Annotated in this window: 17 protein-coding genes and 2 pseudogenes; 14 read left to right on the top strand and 5 right to left on the bottom strand. The window is 68.9% G+C overall.

The window, feature by feature from the left end; genetic code table 11:
• Positions 1-126 precede the first annotated feature (126 nt).
• On the top strand, positions 127-615 hold the full coding sequence (locus tag ACFY16_RS27775) for a GNAT family N-acetyltransferase (RefSeq protein ID WP_390649912.1): 489 nt from the start codon (positions 127-129) through the stop codon (positions 613-615).
• A gap of 292 nt (positions 616-907) precedes the next feature.
• On the opposite strand, the gene ACFY16_RS27780 is transcribed toward ACFY16_RS27775, so the two are convergent.
• Positions 908-2128: a metallophosphoesterase gene (locus ACFY16_RS27780; protein ID WP_390649913.1), complete on the bottom strand. Its 1221-nt coding sequence runs from the start codon at positions 2126-2128 to the stop codon at positions 908-910.
• A gap of 498 nt (positions 2129-2626) precedes the next feature.
• Between ACFY16_RS27780 and ACFY16_RS27785 the strand changes: the two genes are divergently transcribed.
• Both ACFY16_RS27785 and ACFY16_RS27790 read left to right on the top strand, forming a co-directional pair.
• Positions 2627-2917, top strand: a complete 291-nt coding sequence (locus ACFY16_RS27785; RefSeq protein WP_390649914.1) for a hypothetical protein — start codon at positions 2627-2629, stop codon at positions 2915-2917.
• A gap of 200 nt (positions 2918-3117) precedes the next feature.
• Complete coding sequence (locus tag ACFY16_RS27790; RefSeq protein WP_390649915.1) at positions 3118-4470, top strand: tetratricopeptide repeat protein; 1353 nt, start codon at positions 3118-3120, stop codon at positions 4468-4470.
• A gap of 152 nt (positions 4471-4622) precedes the next feature.
• On the opposite strand, the gene ACFY16_RS27795 is transcribed toward ACFY16_RS27790, so the two are convergent.
• Positions 4623-5162, bottom strand: a complete 540-nt coding sequence (locus tag ACFY16_RS27795) for an AAA family ATPase (protein WP_390649916.1) — start codon at positions 5160-5162, stop codon at positions 4623-4625.
• Between the two features lie 247 nt (positions 5163-5409).
• Between ACFY16_RS27795 and ACFY16_RS27800 the strand changes: the two are divergent.
• The 3 genes and pseudogenes from ACFY16_RS27800 to ACFY16_RS27810 all read left to right on the top strand — a co-directional run.
• Positions 5410-5744 (top strand): annotated as a pseudogene (locus ACFY16_RS27800) (glycosyltransferase); the annotation flags it as partial.
• Positions 5745-5838: 94 nt separating this feature from the next.
• The gene (locus ACFY16_RS27805) at positions 5839-7161 is read left to right on the top strand and encodes an RNA-guided endonuclease InsQ/TnpB family protein (RefSeq protein WP_390649917.1); all 1323 of its coding nucleotides are present in this window, start codon (positions 5839-5841) and stop codon (positions 7159-7161) included.
• 929 nt (positions 7162-8090) lie between these two features.
• Positions 8091-8228 carry a trypco2 family protein gene (locus tag ACFY16_RS27810; RefSeq protein ID WP_390649918.1) on the top strand — a complete coding sequence of 46 codons (138 nt, stop codon included), beginning with the start codon at positions 8091-8093 and terminating at the stop codon, positions 8226-8228.
• A gap of 140 nt (positions 8229-8368) precedes the next feature.
• Here the strand turns inward: ACFY16_RS27810 and ACFY16_RS27815 are convergent, their stop codons facing one another.
• Positions 8369-8881, bottom strand: coding sequence for a DUF402 domain-containing protein (locus tag ACFY16_RS27815; RefSeq protein ID WP_390649919.1), 513 nt, complete (start codon positions 8879-8881; stop codon positions 8369-8371).
• A 130-nt stretch (positions 8882-9011) separates the two neighbouring features.
• Positions 9012-9671 carry a TetR family transcriptional regulator gene (locus ACFY16_RS27820; RefSeq protein ID WP_390649920.1) on the bottom strand — a complete coding sequence of 220 codons (660 nt, stop codon included), beginning with the start codon at positions 9669-9671 and terminating at the stop codon, positions 9012-9014.
• Between the two features lie 98 nt (positions 9672-9769).
• On the opposite strand from ACFY16_RS27820, the gene ACFY16_RS27825 reads away from it, so the two are divergent.
• The 8 genes and pseudogenes from ACFY16_RS27825 to ACFY16_RS27860 all read left to right on the top strand — a co-directional run.
• The gene (locus tag ACFY16_RS27825; RefSeq protein ID WP_390649921.1) at positions 9770-10678 is read left to right on the top strand and encodes an SDR family oxidoreductase; all 909 of its coding nucleotides are present in this window, start codon (positions 9770-9772) and stop codon (positions 10676-10678) included.
• 346 nt (positions 10679-11024) lie between these two features.
• Positions 11025-11171: a hypothetical protein gene (locus ACFY16_RS27830; protein WP_390649922.1), complete on the top strand. Its 147-nt coding sequence runs from the start codon at positions 11025-11027 to the stop codon at positions 11169-11171.
• Between the two features lie 45 nt (positions 11172-11216).
• On the top strand, positions 11217-11531 hold the full coding sequence (locus tag ACFY16_RS27835) for an integrase core domain-containing protein (protein WP_390649923.1): 315 nt from the start codon (positions 11217-11219) through the stop codon (positions 11529-11531).
• Positions 11532-11648: 117 nt separating this feature from the next.
• Positions 11649-11879: a hypothetical protein gene (locus ACFY16_RS27840; RefSeq protein ID WP_390649924.1), complete on the top strand. Its 231-nt coding sequence runs from the start codon at positions 11649-11651 to the stop codon at positions 11877-11879.
• Complete coding sequence (locus ACFY16_RS27845) at positions 11869-12126, top strand: hypothetical protein (protein ID WP_390649925.1); 258 nt, start codon at positions 11869-11871, stop codon at positions 12124-12126. Before ACFY16_RS27840 ends, ACFY16_RS27845 begins: the two co-directional genes overlap by 11 nt.
• Before the next feature lie 738 nt (positions 12127-12864).
• Positions 12865-14136, top strand: a complete 1272-nt coding sequence (locus tag ACFY16_RS27850) for an MFS transporter (RefSeq protein ID WP_390649926.1) — start codon at positions 12865-12867, stop codon at positions 14134-14136.
• 119 nt (positions 14137-14255) lie between these two features.
• The gene (locus tag ACFY16_RS27855; RefSeq protein WP_390649927.1) at positions 14256-14747 is read left to right on the top strand and encodes a hypothetical protein; all 492 of its coding nucleotides are present in this window, start codon (positions 14256-14258) and stop codon (positions 14745-14747) included.
• 15 nt (positions 14748-14762) lie between these two features.
• Positions 14763-15335: pseudogene (locus tag ACFY16_RS27860) on the top strand (hypothetical protein); the annotation flags it as partial.
• A 346-nt stretch (positions 15336-15681) separates the two neighbouring features.
• Here ACFY16_RS27860 and ACFY16_RS27865 read toward each other — a convergent pair.
• Positions 15682-17672: hypothetical protein (locus ACFY16_RS27865; protein ID WP_390649928.1), on the bottom strand; the 1991-nt coding region annotated here is incomplete at its 5' end.

A 17672-nucleotide genomic window follows, 5' to 3' on the forward strand; every position in this document is an offset into this window, starting at 1 on the left:
CCGGCGCGGCTTCGGCGTGAGATCGGTTGCGCTCGCACGAGTGGTTCCCGGGAGCGGTGCAGGAACGCCTGCCCGAGCAGCCGACCCGCCGCAGGAAGGCACTCCCCGGTGCGAAATACTCTCCCGATGAGTTCACGCACTTCCCCGGTCAGCCAGCCGATCACGATACGAAGGGCAGTCGCGCGGGATGCCAAACGGCTCACGCGGCTCGTGCGTGGCTCAGGCGCCTACGAGGGCAAGTACGCAGCCGCAGTGGCGGGCTACCGGGTCGGTCCTGATTACATCGAAGCCCACCGCGCCTTCGTAGCCGTCGGCGCCGACGAGCAAGGAGGCCGGGTCATCGGGTTCTACTCGCTCGTCCTCGCGCCACCGGAGCTCGACCTGCTGTTCGTCGCCGACGAAGCGCAAGGACGTGGTATTGGACGGCTGCTCGTCGCGCACATGCAGTCCGAGGCCCGTGCCGCCGGGCTCGACCGTGTCCAGGTCGTGTCGCATCTTCCCGCCGAGGGCTTCTACCACCGCGTCGGTGCAGTGCGGACCGGGACCGCGCTCGCGAACCCGCCCGCCGTGCCGTGGGACCGTCCCAAATTCGAGTTTCGCATTCCCTCGGAATGACGCGGTGTGCCGGTTCGCAGGGCACCGGCTTCGCCTGCATGGTGGCCGGCATGCAGGAGCCGCTGGACGCCGCGCGCTCCGTCTGCAGGTCGCTGGGGCCGTAGCCGGTGGGGGAGTCCGCGGCGGCGTTCGGCCGGACGGTCTGGGGCGCGATGCCCTTCTTCGCCGCCTGCTCTTCCTGGAAGGCGATCATGCCGCTGGTGACGCGCAGGGCGTTGCAGGATGCGTAGCCCTTCTTCGGGGTGCCGGCGCACTGCAGCATCTCCAAGCGGACCCGTCGGCCCGCCCAGCGCTACAGCGTGGGGGGCCGCTGCGGGGAGCGGAGTACGAGCAGGGTGATCTCGCTCGGGGCGAAGACGCGGAAGGGCGGGCCCCAGAAGCCGGTGCCGCGGCTGGTGTAGAGGAGGGTGCGGGTGCCGTGGCGGCTGAGGCCGGCGAGGGCGGGCTGGTCGATGCGGACCAGGTGGTGGAAGGGCCAGATCTGGCCGCCGTGGGTGTGGCCGGAGAGCTGGAGGTCGACGCCGCCGGCTGCCGCCCGGTCGACGAACTTGGGCTGGTGGGCCAGGAGCAGGACGGGGTGGTCGGGGTCGGCGCCGTGCAGGGCTCCGGCGAGGTGGGCGCCGTGGCCGGCCAGACCGGAGGACTCGGCCGTGACGTCATCCACGCCGGCGACCACGAGGGTGTCGCCACCGCGTTCGAGCAGCAGATGACGGTTGCGCAGCGGCTCCCAGCCCAGCTCGTCCATCAGGTCGACCCAGCCCTGGGCCTCGCTGTAGTACTCGTGGTTGCCGGTGACGTAGACCCGGGCCCGGGTGGCCTGCACGGTGCCGAGTGGGGCGGCCTGGGCGCGGCGGCGTTCGGCCGTGCCGTCCGCGATGTCGCCGGTGTGGCAGACCAGGTCGGCCTTCAGCGTGTTGACCGTCTCGCAGACCCGCGCCGACCAGCGGGCGCGGTCCAGCGGGCCGTAGTGGGTGTCGGTGATGAGGACGACGCGCGTGCCGTCCAACCCGGCCCCCAGGCGCGGAAGTTGCACATCCAGGCGGCGTACCCGTGGTACCCGGCGGGCCTCGGCGTACCCCCAGGCGAGCAGCACGGCGGCTACGCCGAGGACCGCCCAAGTGACGATCCGGGCCCGGCTCTGCCCGTCGCCCAGGCCGGCCACGGTCAGGGCGAGGCGCAGCAGGACGCCGAGCAGGACGGACCAGGTGAACAGTACCCAGCTGGCCCCAAGGAGGGTGTCCCCGACGATCGCCGCCCAGTCCTGCTGCCGCCGGCCGTGGCCGCGCACCATCGCGAGCGGCATACCGATCAGACCGAGGACGAACAGGGCGGTGCCGCCCAGCGCCACGGGGAGCGGCCAGTGCTGGCCGGCGTGCAGCAGCACCCAGCAGGGCACAGTCCACAGCAGGACGGGGGCGATCAAAGGTATGTAGCGCATCAGGCGGCGCAGTCGACTCTGCTGGGTCGCATGCACCGCACCGTCCGCGGATCGGGCTTCGCTGGTGTCGGTCACGCTTCCCCTCCTCAAGTAACCACACTACGGACGCGCGCACTGTATCGGGTCGTCCGGGGGGACGTCTTGCCGATCATTGATGCCCATGTCATCGGCAACGTGCGCGACGGGGCGACCGGCCCGAACCCGATCGATCAGGAGAATCGGCATTTCCACCGCGCGCGGGGTGGCCCCTGGCGTGGCGGGCATGAGCACTGTTCGAGCGGCCACGGCCGCTACCTCCTCCTCGACTGCTGTGCGCACACGGCCGCGTGCACGGCGGGGCACGCCCGGCGGAGGCCAGAGCGCCGGGATCGGGCTGGTGCTGGGCGGGCTTTCGTCGCAGGAGTTCGGTGCGGCCGTGGCCACCCCCTGTTCCCGCGGGCCGCAGCCGCCGGAATCGTGCCCCTGCGGCTGGTCCTGTCGGCGCTTCTGAGCCTTGGGGCCGTGAACACGTCTTGGAGCGATGAGACGTTGCCGATGTCATGAGTGCGTGCACGACTGATTATGATCTTGATCATGTCTGTGCAGAACTCCGACAAAGCCCTTTCCCGTAAACAGAGACTTCAGGAGAAGCAGCGCCGCCAGTTGGCGGTGGTCGACACCGTGGACAAGGCCGAGGCCAAGGTCCGCAAGGCGGAGGTCGAACTGGCCGTAGCTGTCACTGAGGCAGTGCAGGTGTTCGGCGACGAGCAGGCCGCGTCCGAAGGGCTCGACATGCCCGTCGAAGCGATCCGGCGCTTTCTTGGCATGGCGCAGGACGAAGCGGCCCGTACCGACAACCTCGCCGAGGTCGCTGGCGCATCCTGAGCTTGGCGTTCGTGGCGACCCGTGGTGTTGGAGGCGGCGGACACCGCGATCGGCACGCGCGGGTCGTCGAGGTCGTTGGCGTACGCCTCGCGCTCCTTCGCCGTCCAGGCGGAGGCGCCAGCTGCTGGGGAGCGTCATTCCACGTACGCGACATTCGGAGCTGAAGGTGATGTCAGGGGAACGGGCTACGGTACGTCGCCGTGGACGCTGCTGATCTTGACTATCGGGCCCGGACGCAGTCCGGCTGCATCCCGCCGCATCTGGTCTCCCGGCTTCTCGAACTCGACCATGCCGAGAAGGTGGAGTTTTGGGCCGGCCATGGGGAGTGGTTCTGCGCGCGGGAGTGGGCGCGGCTGCTCGGTGAACAGGGCCGACAGGCTGAGGCGCTGGAGATACTCGCCCCCTATCTCGCTACGGGCTGGTGGACGGCCACCAGGACCACGGCGGAACTATTGGAGATCTGGGGGCGGGCCGACGAGGCGATCGTGCTGACCCGAACTTGCACGGAGCTCGGGCATCCGCTGGCACTGGAGTCCTGTGCACGATTGCTCGTCCGGCACGGCCGCAGCGACGAGGCGTTCACTTTGCTGCAGCCGCACATCGACGACTGGTTCCTCGCTGCGGCCCTGGTGGACGTAGCGGAGGGCGCTGGCCGAGACGAGGAGGCAGCCGAGTTGCTCGCCGCCCGGATCCCGGACGAACACCGTTGTGACACTCCGTGGTGCTGCCGCGGCCTCGGTCCCGACACGGCGATCGGCTTGCTCGCCACGATCCGTGAACGCCAGGGCCGCATCGACGAAGCAATCGCTCTGCTCCGCACCCGGGACGCCACCTCGGTCAACGGTCGGGACCAGCTGGCCGATCTGCTGGCCCGGCACGGCCGGACCGGGGAATTGCGCGCCTACACAGCAATCGAGAGGCTGGGGTACGCCGCACGGCGCCTCGCACAACTGCTGGAAGAACGCGGTGACGTGGAGGGGGCGATCGCGGCATACCGGCAGGCTGACGAACCTGCCGGCTACAACCCCAACTCGGCTGTCCACCTCGCGCAGCTGCTGGCCCGGCACGGTCGGGGGAACGAAGCGATCGAGGTAATGCGCCACCAGGCCGACGCCCGCAACGGGGACGACTGGATCCTCCACACTCTGTCCGACCTGTACCTCGATCAGGGCCGCCCCGAGGACGGCCTGGCGCACCTCGACGCCCTCGCCGCCGCCCGCGGGGGCGAGGAGGACTGGGACCTCTTCTGGATACGACTTCCGCTGATGGCCGCCTGCGACGGGGCTGACGAAGCGATTGAGCGGGCCCGGGCTCACCCCGAGGGCGGCACGTCGTACGCGGCACCACACATTGCCGAGCTGCTCGCCGGCGTCGGACGCACCGAGGAGGCCGTCGCCGTCCTGCGTCCCCACGCCCCCGCAAACAGCCACGACCTGGCCGGCTACCTCATTGACCTCGGCTGCATCGAAGAGGCCGTGGCCGTCCTACACCAGGACAAGCCTCGTCCGCCACAGCCCTGGACCACCGCTTGGAGCGAAGAACCCCCGTTCTGAAGATCTGCCCGGCGCAGTCCCACGGGCCGGTCGGCCCGCCGAGTTGACCGCGTCACAAGGGGCCCTGAACCCTCAGCGGACTGTTGTCGGCCGGCGTGACGGGCTTCGAGCAAGGCGGTTTCGGTCGGAAGAGCCGAGGAACAGTGTGCCGGTCAGGCGGACGCTCCCCAGCCGGTAGCGGCCACCACCTCACGGGCGATGTCCACGACGGGCCGCCCGTCAGTCACCACCCGCACAGTGTCAGCAGCTACCCGCTCGTTCAAGAGCCGTGCCTTGCGGGCGCTCGCCTTCAGCTCCTGCTCCAGTTCCGAGCCGAGCTCCCGGCCCGCCAACCGCTCGCCGGCGGTGGTGTCGGATGCGGTGAGCAGAACCCGTACGATCCGCACGCCTGCCCCCATGGCACGCTCGAACATGCCCGTCGTCTCGGGCAGCACACTCAGGGTGTTCGTATAGATCAGGCGGCGGTAACCGCGCTGGGCGAAGTTCCCCCATACGGCAGTCAGATTGCTCTCGGTGATCTCCGAGCGGTGCGGATCCCCGTCCGGGGCCGGATGGACCTGCCCCATGAAGTCACCCTCGATGACGGCGTGAGAGACCGCCATGGCTCGCAGCCGTGCCGAAACCTCCCAGGCCACCGTCGTCTTGCCGACACCGGCACGCCCTCCGATGAGCAGTACCTCCGCGTGATCCATGAAGGCAGCTTGCCAGCCCGCGACCACGTCACGCGATCCGATATCGCTCTACGCCCATGACCGCAGCCCTACCCCACCACCAAGTTCACATCGGTGGTCATCGGGTCCGCGCCTGCCTGCCGGCCCGCCGGCAGGCAGGAAGGCGCGACGACGCCGACGTCGCAGCGGCCGTACCCGGTCACGGGTCGTACGCTCCTCACCGGCATGGGGATGGACGCGACAGCTCCTCACCTTTCCGCCCGGCCTGATGCGTGGCGGATTCGCGCGCGGCCGACGTTGGCCGGGTTGCTCAGCCGCTACTGTGGCGACCCGTCTGATCTCCGCGCCAGATTCGGAGCACCCACACGTGAACAGCGATCCGTTTCGTCTTGTCGTCACAGGCGGCGGGACTGGCGGGCACACCTATCCCGCGCTCACCGCGGTGCGTACTCTGCAGGCCCGGCTGGCGCTGAGGGTCGGGCGCTCGAGACTCTGTGGATCGGGACGGCTGACGGCCTGGAGGCGCGGGTGGCCCCGGCTGAGGGTATTACGTTCACCAGCGTGGTGACGGGCAAGTTCCGCCGTTCAAAAAAACCCGCAAGGTGGACGTGCAGGTTGTAGACGATGTGAGGGCCAGTGCGCACATCCGGGTTTGGATTCCAGCGTGGCGACATGAACCAAACGGTACAGTGATCGTGTGGCCACGGAACGTGTGCTGGAGAGGCGGCAGTTCGGGCATCGCGCCCGGCTGGCGCTGACGCCAGCGCAGACCCGGCTCGTGGACGACCAGGCGCACGCCGCCCGCGCGATGTGGAATCAGCTCCACGACCTGTGGCAGATGACGCCGAAGTGCCGGCGCTCCCTGACCCGCATGGACCAGACGCTGCGGCAGGCCCGTAAGGAGATCGACTGGTACGCGGTGCTGCCCGCGCAGGCCGCACAAGCAGTCCTCAAGACGTACCTCCAGGCGTGGAAGAACTGCTGGGACGGCCGGGCCGAGGAGCCGATGTTCAAGGCCCGCATCCGCACCGTGATGTCCGTGGACATTCCCCAGGGCCGCGACCTGCACATCAAGCGGGTGCACCGCCGCTGGGGCGTGGTCAACATCCCCAAGATCGGCCGCGTCCGCTTCCGCTGGACCAAAGATCTCCCCGTCGGCAAAAACGCCGACAAGGACAACCGCATCACCGGGGCCCGGCTCGTCAACGACGCGCTCGGCTGGCACATCGCCTTCCGCGTCCAGACCCTTCAGCCCAGGCCCGAACCGCACACCGGCCCGGAAGTCGGCATCGACGCCGGAGTGAACCTCCCTCTCGCCCTGTCCGACGGCAACCATCAGGACCACGGACGGCCGCCCCGACTCCCGGACGGCACCGCCGACCGCGACAAGTGGCTGAACCCGGACGAGAAAGCCAAGCTGCTCCGCCTGGAACACAGGGCCGCACACCGCAAGTCCTTCCGCAAGCCCAAGGAGCGCAGCTCCCACCGGCTGCATGCCACCTACGACCAGATCAAGCAGCTCCGCGCAAGAGCCACGCGCCGCGCGCTCGACTGGCAGCACAAGACCACCACCGCCACCGCCCGCCAGTACGGCACGGTCGTGGTCGAAGCACTCACCATCACGAACATGACCAAGAGCGCCCGGGGCACCGTGGAGGAGCCGGGGAGGAACGTCGCGCAGAAGTCCGGCCTGAACCGCTCCATCAGCCAGGAGGCGTGGGGCCGGACCGTGACCATGCTGACGTACAAGACCGCCCGCCAGGGTGGCACCCTGCACAAGGTTCCCGCTGCGAACACCTCCCGGCGCTGCTCCGCCTGCGGGTTCATCACCCCCGGCAGCCGCGAGGACCAGGCCACGTTCGTATGCAAGAACCCGGACTGCGGTTGGGAAGGCAACGCCGACCACAACGCAGCCCGGAACGTCTTGCACCTGTACCGGATGGGCCACCGGCTCGTCCCGGCTGCCGGAAGGGCAGTCGTCAGGCGCACACGCGGCGTCAAGCCCGCCACCGCAAGGTAGGCAGGAATCTCCTTCCTGAGCTTGTGAAGGGAGGAGAGCACTTCAAACCGAGCACCAGGTGATCGACCCGCGCAGCGAAGACCGGACAGCGGCCTTCTAGGTCTAGCTCAGAAGCAGAATCCGAGGGGTTCGCGCGTACGGGATTGCTCCCGGCGCCGCGAACACCTCGGTTTCACTCCGTCGCTCACCTTGGTGAAATGGCTGACGAGCGGAAGGCGCCTGGTATACCGGCTTACACCTGGCCGCTACGGGCGGAAAGGCGCCTGTGCCGGGAGCGTGTGGAATCCCGATGCACGATCCGCCAGTTGATGGCGCAGGTGGTAGTCCGGTGCCAGGACGGACGCCGCCATGCCCTCGATCCGGTGCGGGACCACCGATCCCGCCACCGACTTGGCGCCGGCCCCGCTGCCGCCAAGGGCGGCTCGTTCAGCACCTCGGTTACCGTGACCCGGGCATCCACCAGCCGCTGAAGTGCACGTTTCGCCTCACCGAGCGCGGCCTGCACCCGCTCGGCATCCTCCCTCAACCGCACGACCTCTTCCCGGACCTTCTTCTCCCGGGCCTCCAGCAGACCAAGCACCGACGCCACCAGCCACCTCCGCACGTGACGTGAACGGACCGACCACGCCCATCTCTCCCGCCGCCGAACGGAGTTCATGCCCACCCATCCCGAACCAAACGATCACGTTCGAAAAGCGGATGGCGTCTCAGATTGCCGGACGGCGTGGTGAGTTCGCCACAGACACACGCCTCAGCTTGAGACCTGCGCCAGGGGCACCCCTTCGTGCTGCTCCTGGACACACCGGAGTCGGCTCGGGGCTGGAGCACTGTAGGTGGCCGGTGTTGTGTCACTGGGACGCTGGGATGCGGCACACTGCTGGGCTGGAATCGCTTGATCACCCGGAGGTGTTCCGGGGGAGGGGATTGTTGTGGCTATCAGTCTGGCGGAGGCACTGAAGGAACTGCGGGAGGAGCTGAACCGGGCGCAGGATTCGGGGACGAGGCGGCAGCTCCAGTTCGAAGTGGAGGAGGGCGGCCTTTCCAGCCATCTCATGGCGAACCGCTGACAGCCATACCCAGAGCCCCTGGGTCCCGCTGATCTTACGAGTGACCAGTTCGAACCACGATCAGAAAGTAGGGCATCCGCTGCGGTGGACGGCCTCTGATCGCCGGAACCTGACGAAAGCGGAACCAACCACGAGGCTTGCTACACGACCATGTCCAGCCATCTGCGGTACTCACTGCTGAAAGGCTCTGTACCGTCTCGCAGAGCCGCGGTGAGCCAGTCGGCTGCCGCAGTCGCTTGCGCTACCACGTCCGGCGGATAGCCGTACTGGAGCTGATGACGAGCGAATTCGTCCTCGTCGTCGACGAAGACGGCACCTGTCGCTCGTATCCGGCACACATCGAGATCCAGGTCAATCATGGTGACCTCTGCCGGACTCGGCCACTCGGACCGCGTGGCGACATCGCAGTAGACGTCCAGACGCGCAGGAGATGCCTGAAAGAGCGCGGTCCACCAGGCATCGCGGGGGAAGAGCATGACCCGCGGCTCCTCGGTCGTATAGACCGGGCCTACTCCGCCTTTGCTGTAGACCGTACCGGTCGGCGCCCCCAGCCATACGCCGTGCTTGTCCTCACCGAGTCGGACCATCGGATGATGCCAATGTAGGCGGCCATCGAACTTGCGTGCGGAGACGAGAACCTCGGCAACGGTCATGATCAGAAGACTACTTGGCACGCTTCCTCGGTGAACCTTCCCGGTCAGAGCACTGTTGTGATGTCTCATGAGGTTGGTGCCACGGCCGCCATCACTGCACGGTCGGGAGGGCGTCGCTGCCGAGCGGTCCCTATTGGCGTGCGAGGAGGCCAGAGGCGGTCACTGCCGTGGTGCGGCGGACCAGGTCGGTGAAGTCCAGGCGCATGGCGGCGAGCGATGGATCGGAGGCGTAGGCGGCCAGCATCTCTGGGGAGGGGCGGCTGCACTGCCATGCGGTCATGGCCATCAGCAGGGTGGTCTCGGCCAGTGAGGCGGCATCGTTGGAGGTCAGTTCGGGAAGGTGCCGCCGGGCGAGCCCGACCAGGGCGTGTAGCGACTGCTGGGCTCTGCGCTTGTGCCGGATGCCGGCGTCGGTGGAGATGTTCTGCTCCAGTACCGCGCCCTGCGCGCTGAGCAGATCGCACAGTACTGGTCGTCGTGCCATCGAGGTGGCCAGCAGATCGGCCAGGTGGTCCCCGCGCTCTCGCGGCGTGCCCTGACCGGGGCGGGGTGCCTGCTCCAGTTCGGCGATCCAGTCCGCGATCTCCGCGTCCAGCAGATCGAGCAGGACCGCCTCGCGCGATTCGAAGTAGCGCAGCACGTTCGCCTTGGCCAGGCCGACACGGCGGCTCAGCTCATTCAGGCTCAGCCTGGCCACCGGCATCTCCGTGAGCATCGCGGCCGCGGTGTCCAGGATCTGCCGCCGCCGCTGGGTGCGCTGTTCGTCGGTCCGGGCTCGCTGGAAGGTCATCCTCACATATTACGCACCGGCGGTACTTTGCTAAGTGACCACCGGTACTTTACTCTGGAGCGGAGACAAGATACCGGCGGTACGTAAAGAGGTTCGTGATGTATCAGGTTCCCGACCAGCAGGGAAAGCTCGCCGTAGTGACCGGCGCCAACAGCGGCACGGGCAAGGAGGCGGCCAAGCGCCTCGCCGGCGCCGGGGCGCACGTCATCCTCGCGGTGCGCACCCCGGCCAAGGGCGAACAGGCGAAGGCCGAGATCCTCGCCGCGCACCCCGGCGCCCGCGTGCAGGTCTGTCGCCTCGACCTGGCAGAGCTGTCCTCGGTGCAGGACTTCGCGGACAGCCTGATAGCCGAGGGGAGGCCGCTGGACCTGCTGCTCAACAACGCCGGAGTGATGAACGTGCCCCAGCGCACCGAGACCGCGGACGGTTTCGAACTCCAGCTGGGCAGCAACTTCCTCGGGCCGTTCGCCCTCACCAACCGGCTTCTGCCGCTGCTGCTCGCCGCCCCTGCGCCACGGGTGGCCACGATGAGCAGCGGCACCGCCAACCGGGCGCGCATCGATTTCGACGACCTGCAGTCCGCACGCAGCTACAGCCCGACCCGGGCCTACGCTCAGTCCAAGCTGGCCGACATGCTGATGATGGTGCACCTGGCCGAGCTCGCGGCCCAGCGCGGTTGGTCCCTGCTGTCGGCCGGCGCGCACCCCGGCTACACCCGCACCAACCTGATGACCTCCGGGCCCACCCTCAACGGCGGCCGACCTGGTCTGATGGAGTCGATCCTGTACAAGATCGTGCCCTCCCAGGGGCCCGAGCAAGGGGCGGAACCTCTGCTGTTCGCCGCGACGAGTCCCGCCGCCACCGCTGGCGGCTACTACGGGCCGCGATGGGGGATGGTCGGTCCGACGAAGCCGGTCGGACTGCCGCGACCGGGCCGGGACAAGAGCGCCGCGGCACGCCTGTGGACTGAGGCCGAACGCCTCACCGGCGTCTCCGTCCCCGCTTGAGGACATCGACCAGCCGTCCCGAGCACGGACCCTGCTGCACCCTGCGGCTGATCCCGCCGCAAGGTGTCGGGCGTGCCTCGGCGATGCCCCTCGGTACCTCGACGGGCTGCCGTGCACCGCATCCTCGTCCGTCGGGGCATCAACCGGCTCCGCGACCTGGACCCGCCGACCGGCGAGCATCTGCGGGAAGTCATCCGCTACGAGCACGATCGCGTCGGCGACCTGGTCCACGTCGACATCAAGAAGCTCGGACGCATCCCGGACGGGGGCGGCTGGCGTATGCGCGGGCTCGGCACCGACGCCGGCCGCACCTCCAACCGGTCCGGGCACCGGGAAAGTCGGGTACATGTACCTTCATTCGGCGCTCGACGACCACTCCCGTCTCGCCTACACCGAGGCCCTGGATGACGAGAAGGCCGTCACCGCGGTCCGCTTCTGGCACCGCGCCGTCACCTTCTTCGCCATACACGGCATCACCCCGGTCCGCCGCTGACTCACCGACAACGGCGCCTGCTACCGCTCCACGACCTGGGCCGACGTGCTCGCCGCGACCGGCACCACGCACAAGCGGACCCGGTCCTACACCCCGCGCACGAACGGGAAGGTCGAACGCCACAACGGGACGCTCTCGCGGGAGTGGGCCTACGTCCGCGACTACACGTCCGAGCACGAACGCCGCGTCGCTCTCGCCGACTTCGTGAACTACTACAACTACGAACGGCCTCACGACGCGCTCGGCGGCCAGCGGCCCACCAGCCGCACCGCCGGAAACGACTACCGGATCACCTTCGACAAGCCGCCGGAACCGCTCGCCAGGATCCCGCAGCAGCTGTCGTTCGAAGACTTCGCGTAACCAACCTCATGAGACACCACAGCTGGGGCATCGGTTTCGTTCCACAGCACCCGCTGTGCCACGCCTGGGCGATACCCTGAGAACGCACGCCACATGACGCCCCCGGGGGAGCCCTCGATGAGCCAGGAGCCGGCCGCCGCGCCCGACCGCCAGCCACTCGATGAGAGCGCCGCTGAATCGGTCCGCAAGTACGCGGCTGACCAGCGCGCCAAGGTCGACGTCCTCGCCTCTGTCCTGGAGGACATCGCCGCGAACGGCTATCCGGTCCCGGAGTCCGGTGTGCTGTGGGAAGAGGCCCGCGACGCGCACCTCGCCCGCCTCGCCGGCGAGCAGCACCGTGTCGCCTGACCACGGTGCGCGGCGCTCGCGCGTCATCCTTGTGGAGCCTGCGCTCACCCAGTTGTCGAAGCTGACCGCGTCCGAGACACACCGCCTGGACCGCGCGATCGTGGCGATCAGCGTCAACCCGAACCTCGGCACCGAGGTGCCCGGCACCCTGCTGCGCGACTACGTCGACGAGATCGACGGCGTACGGGTGATTTACTACGTGACCGCCCTGGGGGCGATCACCATCGTGGCGTACGTCGAAACCTGAGCACTGAAGCAGCAGCGCCCCGGATCCGGGTAGGTCCGGGGCGCTGACGTGACGGCGGGCGGAACACCCCCGCGTCGGCGGGGAGGACGTCGAGCCCAGTCGTCGGGCGGCCCGCAGCTCCGGAACGGGAGGACGAATACCTCCACCTCGTCATCCCCAACGTCCGTGGAGGACTGCCGCGTTGCCGGGGAGGACCAGTGCCAGGCAGCGAAGTGCTGCGGGCGCAGCGGAACACCCCCGCGTCGACGGGGAGGACCAGGCCCGGACGCGGCCGACGACCCCCAGTCCCGGAACACCCCGGCGTCGGCAGGGATGACGGCGAGGACAGCGCCGCGGACTGAACCGCTCCGGGTCTGATGGCGGCTCTGGACTGTCCCGAGTTGGGTGGAGTCAGCGGGGCCGTCGAGACGCTGTCGTGCTGGGTTCGACGGCCCCGGAGGGTGCGGAGGTGTCTACCAGCCGGTGGTGCGGGGGTAGAGCCACCCAGGAACCAAGTGACGAGATCTGGGATTTCGCTGAACTCACGCCCACGCTGGCTCCAAGATGTACGCAACCGTTTCCAGAGGACGCACGCCACCGGTTCCAGCACTTGACACCTCCACCGAGGATGGCCGCGGCGCCGGCAACGGTTCCCGGAGGGTCGGCCCAATATCCTGCGCGAAGCATGGACTGGAGGTTCCCGTCGGCGGCGGGGCCCAACACCGATGATCACCTGAGTCACCAGGGGGAGCCCGCAGCATGACCAGCACCACGGAGGCCCTGGGCGGGTCGGCTGCAGTCGACGATGCAGCACGAAGCGTCACGCGCCCGTTCTACGTATACGCCGTGCTCGCCAACACCCTGTTCCAGCGCGGCGTATTCGTCCTCTTCCTTCAGCAGCGAGGCTTCTCCGCGGGGCAAGTGGCCCTACTTCAGACACTGCTCTACCTGGTCAGCGGACTTGCGGAGTTGCCGACGGGAATCATCGCCGACCGAATCGGCAGGCGTGCCAGCATCGTGATCGGCCAGGTGCTGATAGCTGGATGTCTGCTCGGCCAGGCGGCGTTCTCCAACTACTGGGTGTTCCTGACGCTGTTCATCGGGCAGGGCGTGGGCATGGCATGTGTATCCGGTTCGGACACCGCCCTGCTGTACGACCTGCTCGTGCGTAGTGGTGCAACGGCCAGCTACGTCAAGATCAAATCCCGGTTCACCATGCTCGGGACGGTCACCTCGGGAGTCGCCATCGTCCTCGGCGGCCAACTGCAGCAGATTTCCTGGGGAATCGTCTACGTCGGTTCGGCGGCGTGCCTCGTCCTGGCCGTGGTGGTGCTGATGTCACGGGTGCCCGAGATCCGCGGCGCGGACGCGGTGGACGAGCAGGACGGAGCCAAAGAGGAGCACGGCGACGCCACAGCATGGCGGGCGATGCTTCGGGTCGCCACGCCGGCGCTCGTGACGCTTGTCGTGGTGTCCGGATTGATGCATGCGACTTTGACGCCGTACATCATTTTTACGCAGAAGACCCTCTCCGATCAGGGAGCGGGCACCGCATTGGTCAGCGTGGTCATATCGGCGGGATTCTTCGCCGGCGGGCTCACTCCATTGCTGTCGGACCGCGCGGACCGGCGCATCGGGTATCGGGTCATCGTCCCGGTGTCTCTCCTGACGCTCGCCGTGGCGCTCGGCCTGAGCGGCCTCGGCCTTGTCTGGGTCACCATCGCCGCGTTCCTGGTCCTGGTCGGAATTCCCGAGATCACCGCTGTGATCGTGGACAACGTGTTCAACGAGGCCGTGCCGTCGCGCCACCGGGCGAGCCTGCTGTCGATGATCGCATTCGTGGAGTCGGCGCTCATCGGCATCGGCTATCTCGTCCTCGGCGCGCTCATGGACGGGTTGGGCTCCAGCGTGGGCATGGCCACCTACGCCGCGGTCCCCCTGCTGGCATGTCTCCTGTGGCTCCCGGTGCTCTTCCGAGGGGCACGGGTGACCACCGAGACCGAGAAGCCCGCCGGCCAAAAGGCATCCTGAAGCAGACCATCTCGAGCAACGCCCCTGCCCGATGGCGGGGGCGTTGCTCGTTGACATGTCGCTCCCAGCGGCGACGAAGCTGTCTCGGGGCCCGTGGAGTCGAAGCGATGGAGGGGCCGGTGCCCGGACTGCTCGCCGACGGCGGTGCACCCCGCGGGGAGGAACTCGCCGACGGCCGGACACTTCAGGCAGCAGGGGTGTTCCTCCTCCCGAGGAGGATCCCGAACGGTGGTGTCCTGGAAGGGCTTTGCTGCGAGAGGGACGAGCAGGGCTTCCTGCGCACCGGCCCCGCCGGGCGCATCAGCCGCCCCGGCCTCTGGGCCATCGGGAACGTGGTCGATCCACGGGCCCAGGCGATCACGGCGACCGGGATGGGAGCGACCTGTGCCGCCGCGCTCAACCACGAGTGGGTCGAGGAGATCACCGAGCGCACCGTCCCGCCACCGGCCGCCCACTCCAGGACGGTCCGCAAGACCGGCCTGGAATGGAGCCGGTGCGGAAACGTAGCCGGAAGGGAGTGGCGTGGAGAATCGGTTCGCGGGCAGGTGCGCGTCGTGCTCGGTGTGGGTGTCGGCGGGTTTCTCGGCAAAGGCCTCGACGGAGGCTGGTAAGTGCGGTGCCAATGTGTCGGTCTGCTTGCCGCCGTCCCGCCCGCCACGGTGCAGCGCCTGCTGGGTGGCCGGGCCGGCCGCACGGTAGCGGACCGGGGCCGCGGTATCGATCCGCGTCCGGTCGTGCCGCGCACGCTGCCGGCGTCCGCGAGCGTTCGCTGCGTTTTCGGTCGGCACGTCCTGGACGGGGCCGCCGTCCGTGCCGCCCTCCTGGACCTGGTGGTGCGGCTCGGGCGGCTCCTGCGCGGTCGCGGTCAGGCGGCCCGGGCGCTGACGTTGACGCTCACGTTCGCCGGTAACAGCAGCTGGGAGAAGACCCGCCGTCTTCCCGAGCCGTCCGCGCACGATGACGACTTGCGCGCCGTCGCCTACCAGCTGATGGACGCCGCCGGCCTGCAGCGTGGCCGCCTGACCGGGCTCGTGTTGAAGGGCGAGGACCTCATCGGTGCCGGACGGGTCGCCGAGCAGATCAGCCTCGACGCCGCCCGCGAGGCCCATCTGGTTGCCGAAGCGGCCATCGACCGTGTCCGTGACAAGTTCGGCCCCGGCGTCATCGGCCCGGCCGCCGTCTACCGCCGGGCCTCGTGACCCGGTATCCCGTGGAGGCAGGTCTGTGCTGCTTGATCCGCCAGGATGGCCCAGGTGGCCCCGCGGGTTTCCGCATTGGTCCTATGTGCAGGCCGTCGACGACGCCCTCGTCGCCCGGGGGATCCCGCCGGGGACCGTGCGGGCCAACCGGACCGGCCGCGAGTACGGCGAGACGATGTACATGATCCTCGACAGCTACGGCCGATGCACTGGTGGGCCGTGCGTCACTGAGTCGATCGTTTACGGACCGCGGCCAGAACCCAGTTGGTTGTGACCCCATTCCGTCCGCCCTTGGGGAGACAGGCCGTCGGCTGGGGTGTGCCGGGGAAGCTAGCCTCGGCGGGTTCTAGGGAGTGCGGGGTGGTGGCACGTCGTCGATGCTGACGTGGAGCAGCGACAGTTGCTCCTGGACGAGCGGGTCCTGCTGGTAGTCCCGGTGGCCCAGGATCGGCGCGAGCAACGGCTCGTCGGCGGTGCGCCCGTATCGCACAGGGTCCTTCAACGGGCCGAAGTCCACCGCCAACCACTCGTCCTGGATGGCCATCGGACCTCCGATCGGGTCGGTCTGCCGCCAACCGTTGCGCCAGACGTTCAGGTCGCGATTGAGCGCGTGGAGATGCCCGCGCCCAAAGTACGCCGGGAACCAGTGTCCGTAGATCCGCTCCAGGGGTGAGCCGCACGTGAGGAACGAGATCCGCATCCGAAGCCTTGGTGCGAGCTGCCATAGTGCCGCGGCGATCAGCACGCTTCCCTGGCCGTATCCGCGGAGGACCGTTCTGCGGCGGCCGGCGTCTCGGAGCGAGGTGGTCAGTCGCCAGGAGAGGTCGGCAATCGCCCGCTCCGCGTACGAGGGCGGGGCCAGAGGGTGGGCCGCCCGCGGCCAGAAGGTGCAGATCTCCCAGAACAGTCCGATCGTGCGCCGCGTCGCAGGGTTCCGGTACGCCAGCCAGCTCATGGTGAGCAGCAGCGCGACGAGAAGTCCCACGAGCCAGGCGCCCATCGCCTGAACGGTCGCTCCCAGCTCGGAGAGCGGCCCCGGTGCCACGCTCGTCGCCTTGCTGGGAAGCTGATGGGTCGTCAAGGCGCCGACCGTGGCCGCGGCACTGAGGACCGTGACGGCGCATGCCAGCGAGCCCAGCACCGTCGGAGCGAAGTCGGCGAGCTTCGCGCGGGCCATCGCGGCGGCGATGGCCCGGGTGCGTGGCAGGTCCATCGCCTCCACGTCGTCGTGCAACTCGTCCGGGTAGTTCACGACGACCTCCACCGCCATGATCCTTCGGAGCATCGCCTGCCGGATCGCGGCCAGCACGACAAGCCCCACACCCAGCACGGCGACCAGGGGGAGCAGGGTCGCATGCCATACGAGCATCACCGGCGGCCCGGCGATCGCCGGGGGGTGCCCGGTGGCGTTACCGGCATCCAGCCAGTTGGCGATCAGCTCGGACGCGCCGCCAGAGAACCCGGCGGCCAGCGCGCAGGCGATCGCAGCGAACGCGGGGCCGGCCTGTCCGCGCAACGCGACCCTCTCGGGATGTGCGCGGACGATGAGGTGGGTGACGATGACAAGCGCGGCGGTGAGCAGCCAGGGCACCAGCGTCAGGTAGTCGACGGCCTCGGCACCAGGCAGCCGCCCCGTGGACTGCCACTGCGGCCGCGACCAGCCGACGTACAGGAGGGCAAGCGCGAACTGGGCCGACGCCGCGACGGGCAGCGCCCGGGCTGCCGGTCGTGCGTCCGGACGCAGATCCAGCCTGCTCTCGCTGCGGCCCCGACGTGCCACGACGCCGACCACCGCAAGCCAGGTGACCGTCACCATCGAGGCCAGCGCCCAGCCACCGGCTTCGAGCACTCCGGCGCCGTGCACGGAGCGGTCCTCGGCCAGCGCCGCCGCCACCAAGGCCGTGGTCACGGTCAGCAGCCCGGCCGCGGTGTGGGCCGCACGCAGGGACGCCGTGAACGCCCGCCCATACCAGAAGCCCGGCAACTCCAGCTTCGAGTGCCATGACTCGTAATCCCCGTCTTCCGCGAGGAATCGCCGCGGTGGCGGGGAGGTCGACTCGTGGGCCGCCCACGACAGGCGGGTCAGCCACGCCATCAGGGCGACCCCACCGGCCGGGATCAGGGCGCAGACGGCCAGTCGGCGGCCCGGCTCGGACCACCAGCCGTCTGTGCCGGGGGCCAGGGAGGCCGGCCAGGGTTTCCCGCTCGCGCAGGTCGCGGTTCCTGTGCACTGCCACGCCACTAGGGCCTGTTCTGAGTTGAGATCACGGGAGGGCTGGCAGGCTGCGTAACCAGAGGATGGATCCGCGCAGGTGGAGTCCTGCGGCGTAGCTCTCG

Origin of the sequence: Streptomyces sp. NPDC001315, from assembly GCF_042896175.1 — a bacterium.
Lineage (GTDB): Bacteria > Actinomycetota > Actinomycetes > Streptomycetales > Streptomycetaceae > Streptomyces.

What these genes read in the sequence shown, in the direction of transcription:
- ACFY16_RS27775 (WP_390649912.1), top strand. Translation starts at nt 127, where the DNA reads ATGAGTTCACGCACTTCCCCGGTCAGCCAGCCGATCACGATACGAAGG.
- ACFY16_RS27785 (WP_390649914.1), top strand. Translation starts at nt 2,627, where the DNA reads ATGTCTGTGCAGAACTCCGACAAAGCCCTTTCCCGTAAACAGAGACTT.
- ACFY16_RS27795 (WP_390649916.1), bottom strand. Translation starts at nt 5,162, where the DNA reads ATGGATCACGCGGAGGTACTGCTCATCGGAGGGCGTGCCGGTGTCGGC.
- ACFY16_RS27815 (WP_390649919.1), bottom strand. Translation starts at nt 8,881, where the DNA reads ATGACCGTTGCCGAGGTTCTCGTCTCCGCACGCAAGTTCGATGGCCGC.
- ACFY16_RS27820 (WP_390649920.1), bottom strand. Translation starts at nt 9,671, where the DNA reads ATGACCTTCCAGCGAGCCCGGACCGACGAACAGCGCACCCAGCGGCGG.
- ACFY16_RS27825 (WP_390649921.1), top strand. Translation starts at nt 9,770, where the DNA reads ATGTATCAGGTTCCCGACCAGCAGGGAAAGCTCGCCGTAGTGACCGGC.
- ACFY16_RS27830 (WP_390649922.1), top strand. Translation starts at nt 11,025, where the DNA reads ATGTACCTTCATTCGGCGCTCGACGACCACTCCCGTCTCGCCTACACC.
- ACFY16_RS27840 (WP_390649924.1), top strand. Translation starts at nt 11,649, where the DNA reads ATGAGCCAGGAGCCGGCCGCCGCGCCCGACCGCCAGCCACTCGATGAG.
- ACFY16_RS27850 (WP_390649926.1), top strand. Translation starts at nt 12,865, where the DNA reads ATGACCAGCACCACGGAGGCCCTGGGCGGGTCGGCTGCAGTCGACGAT.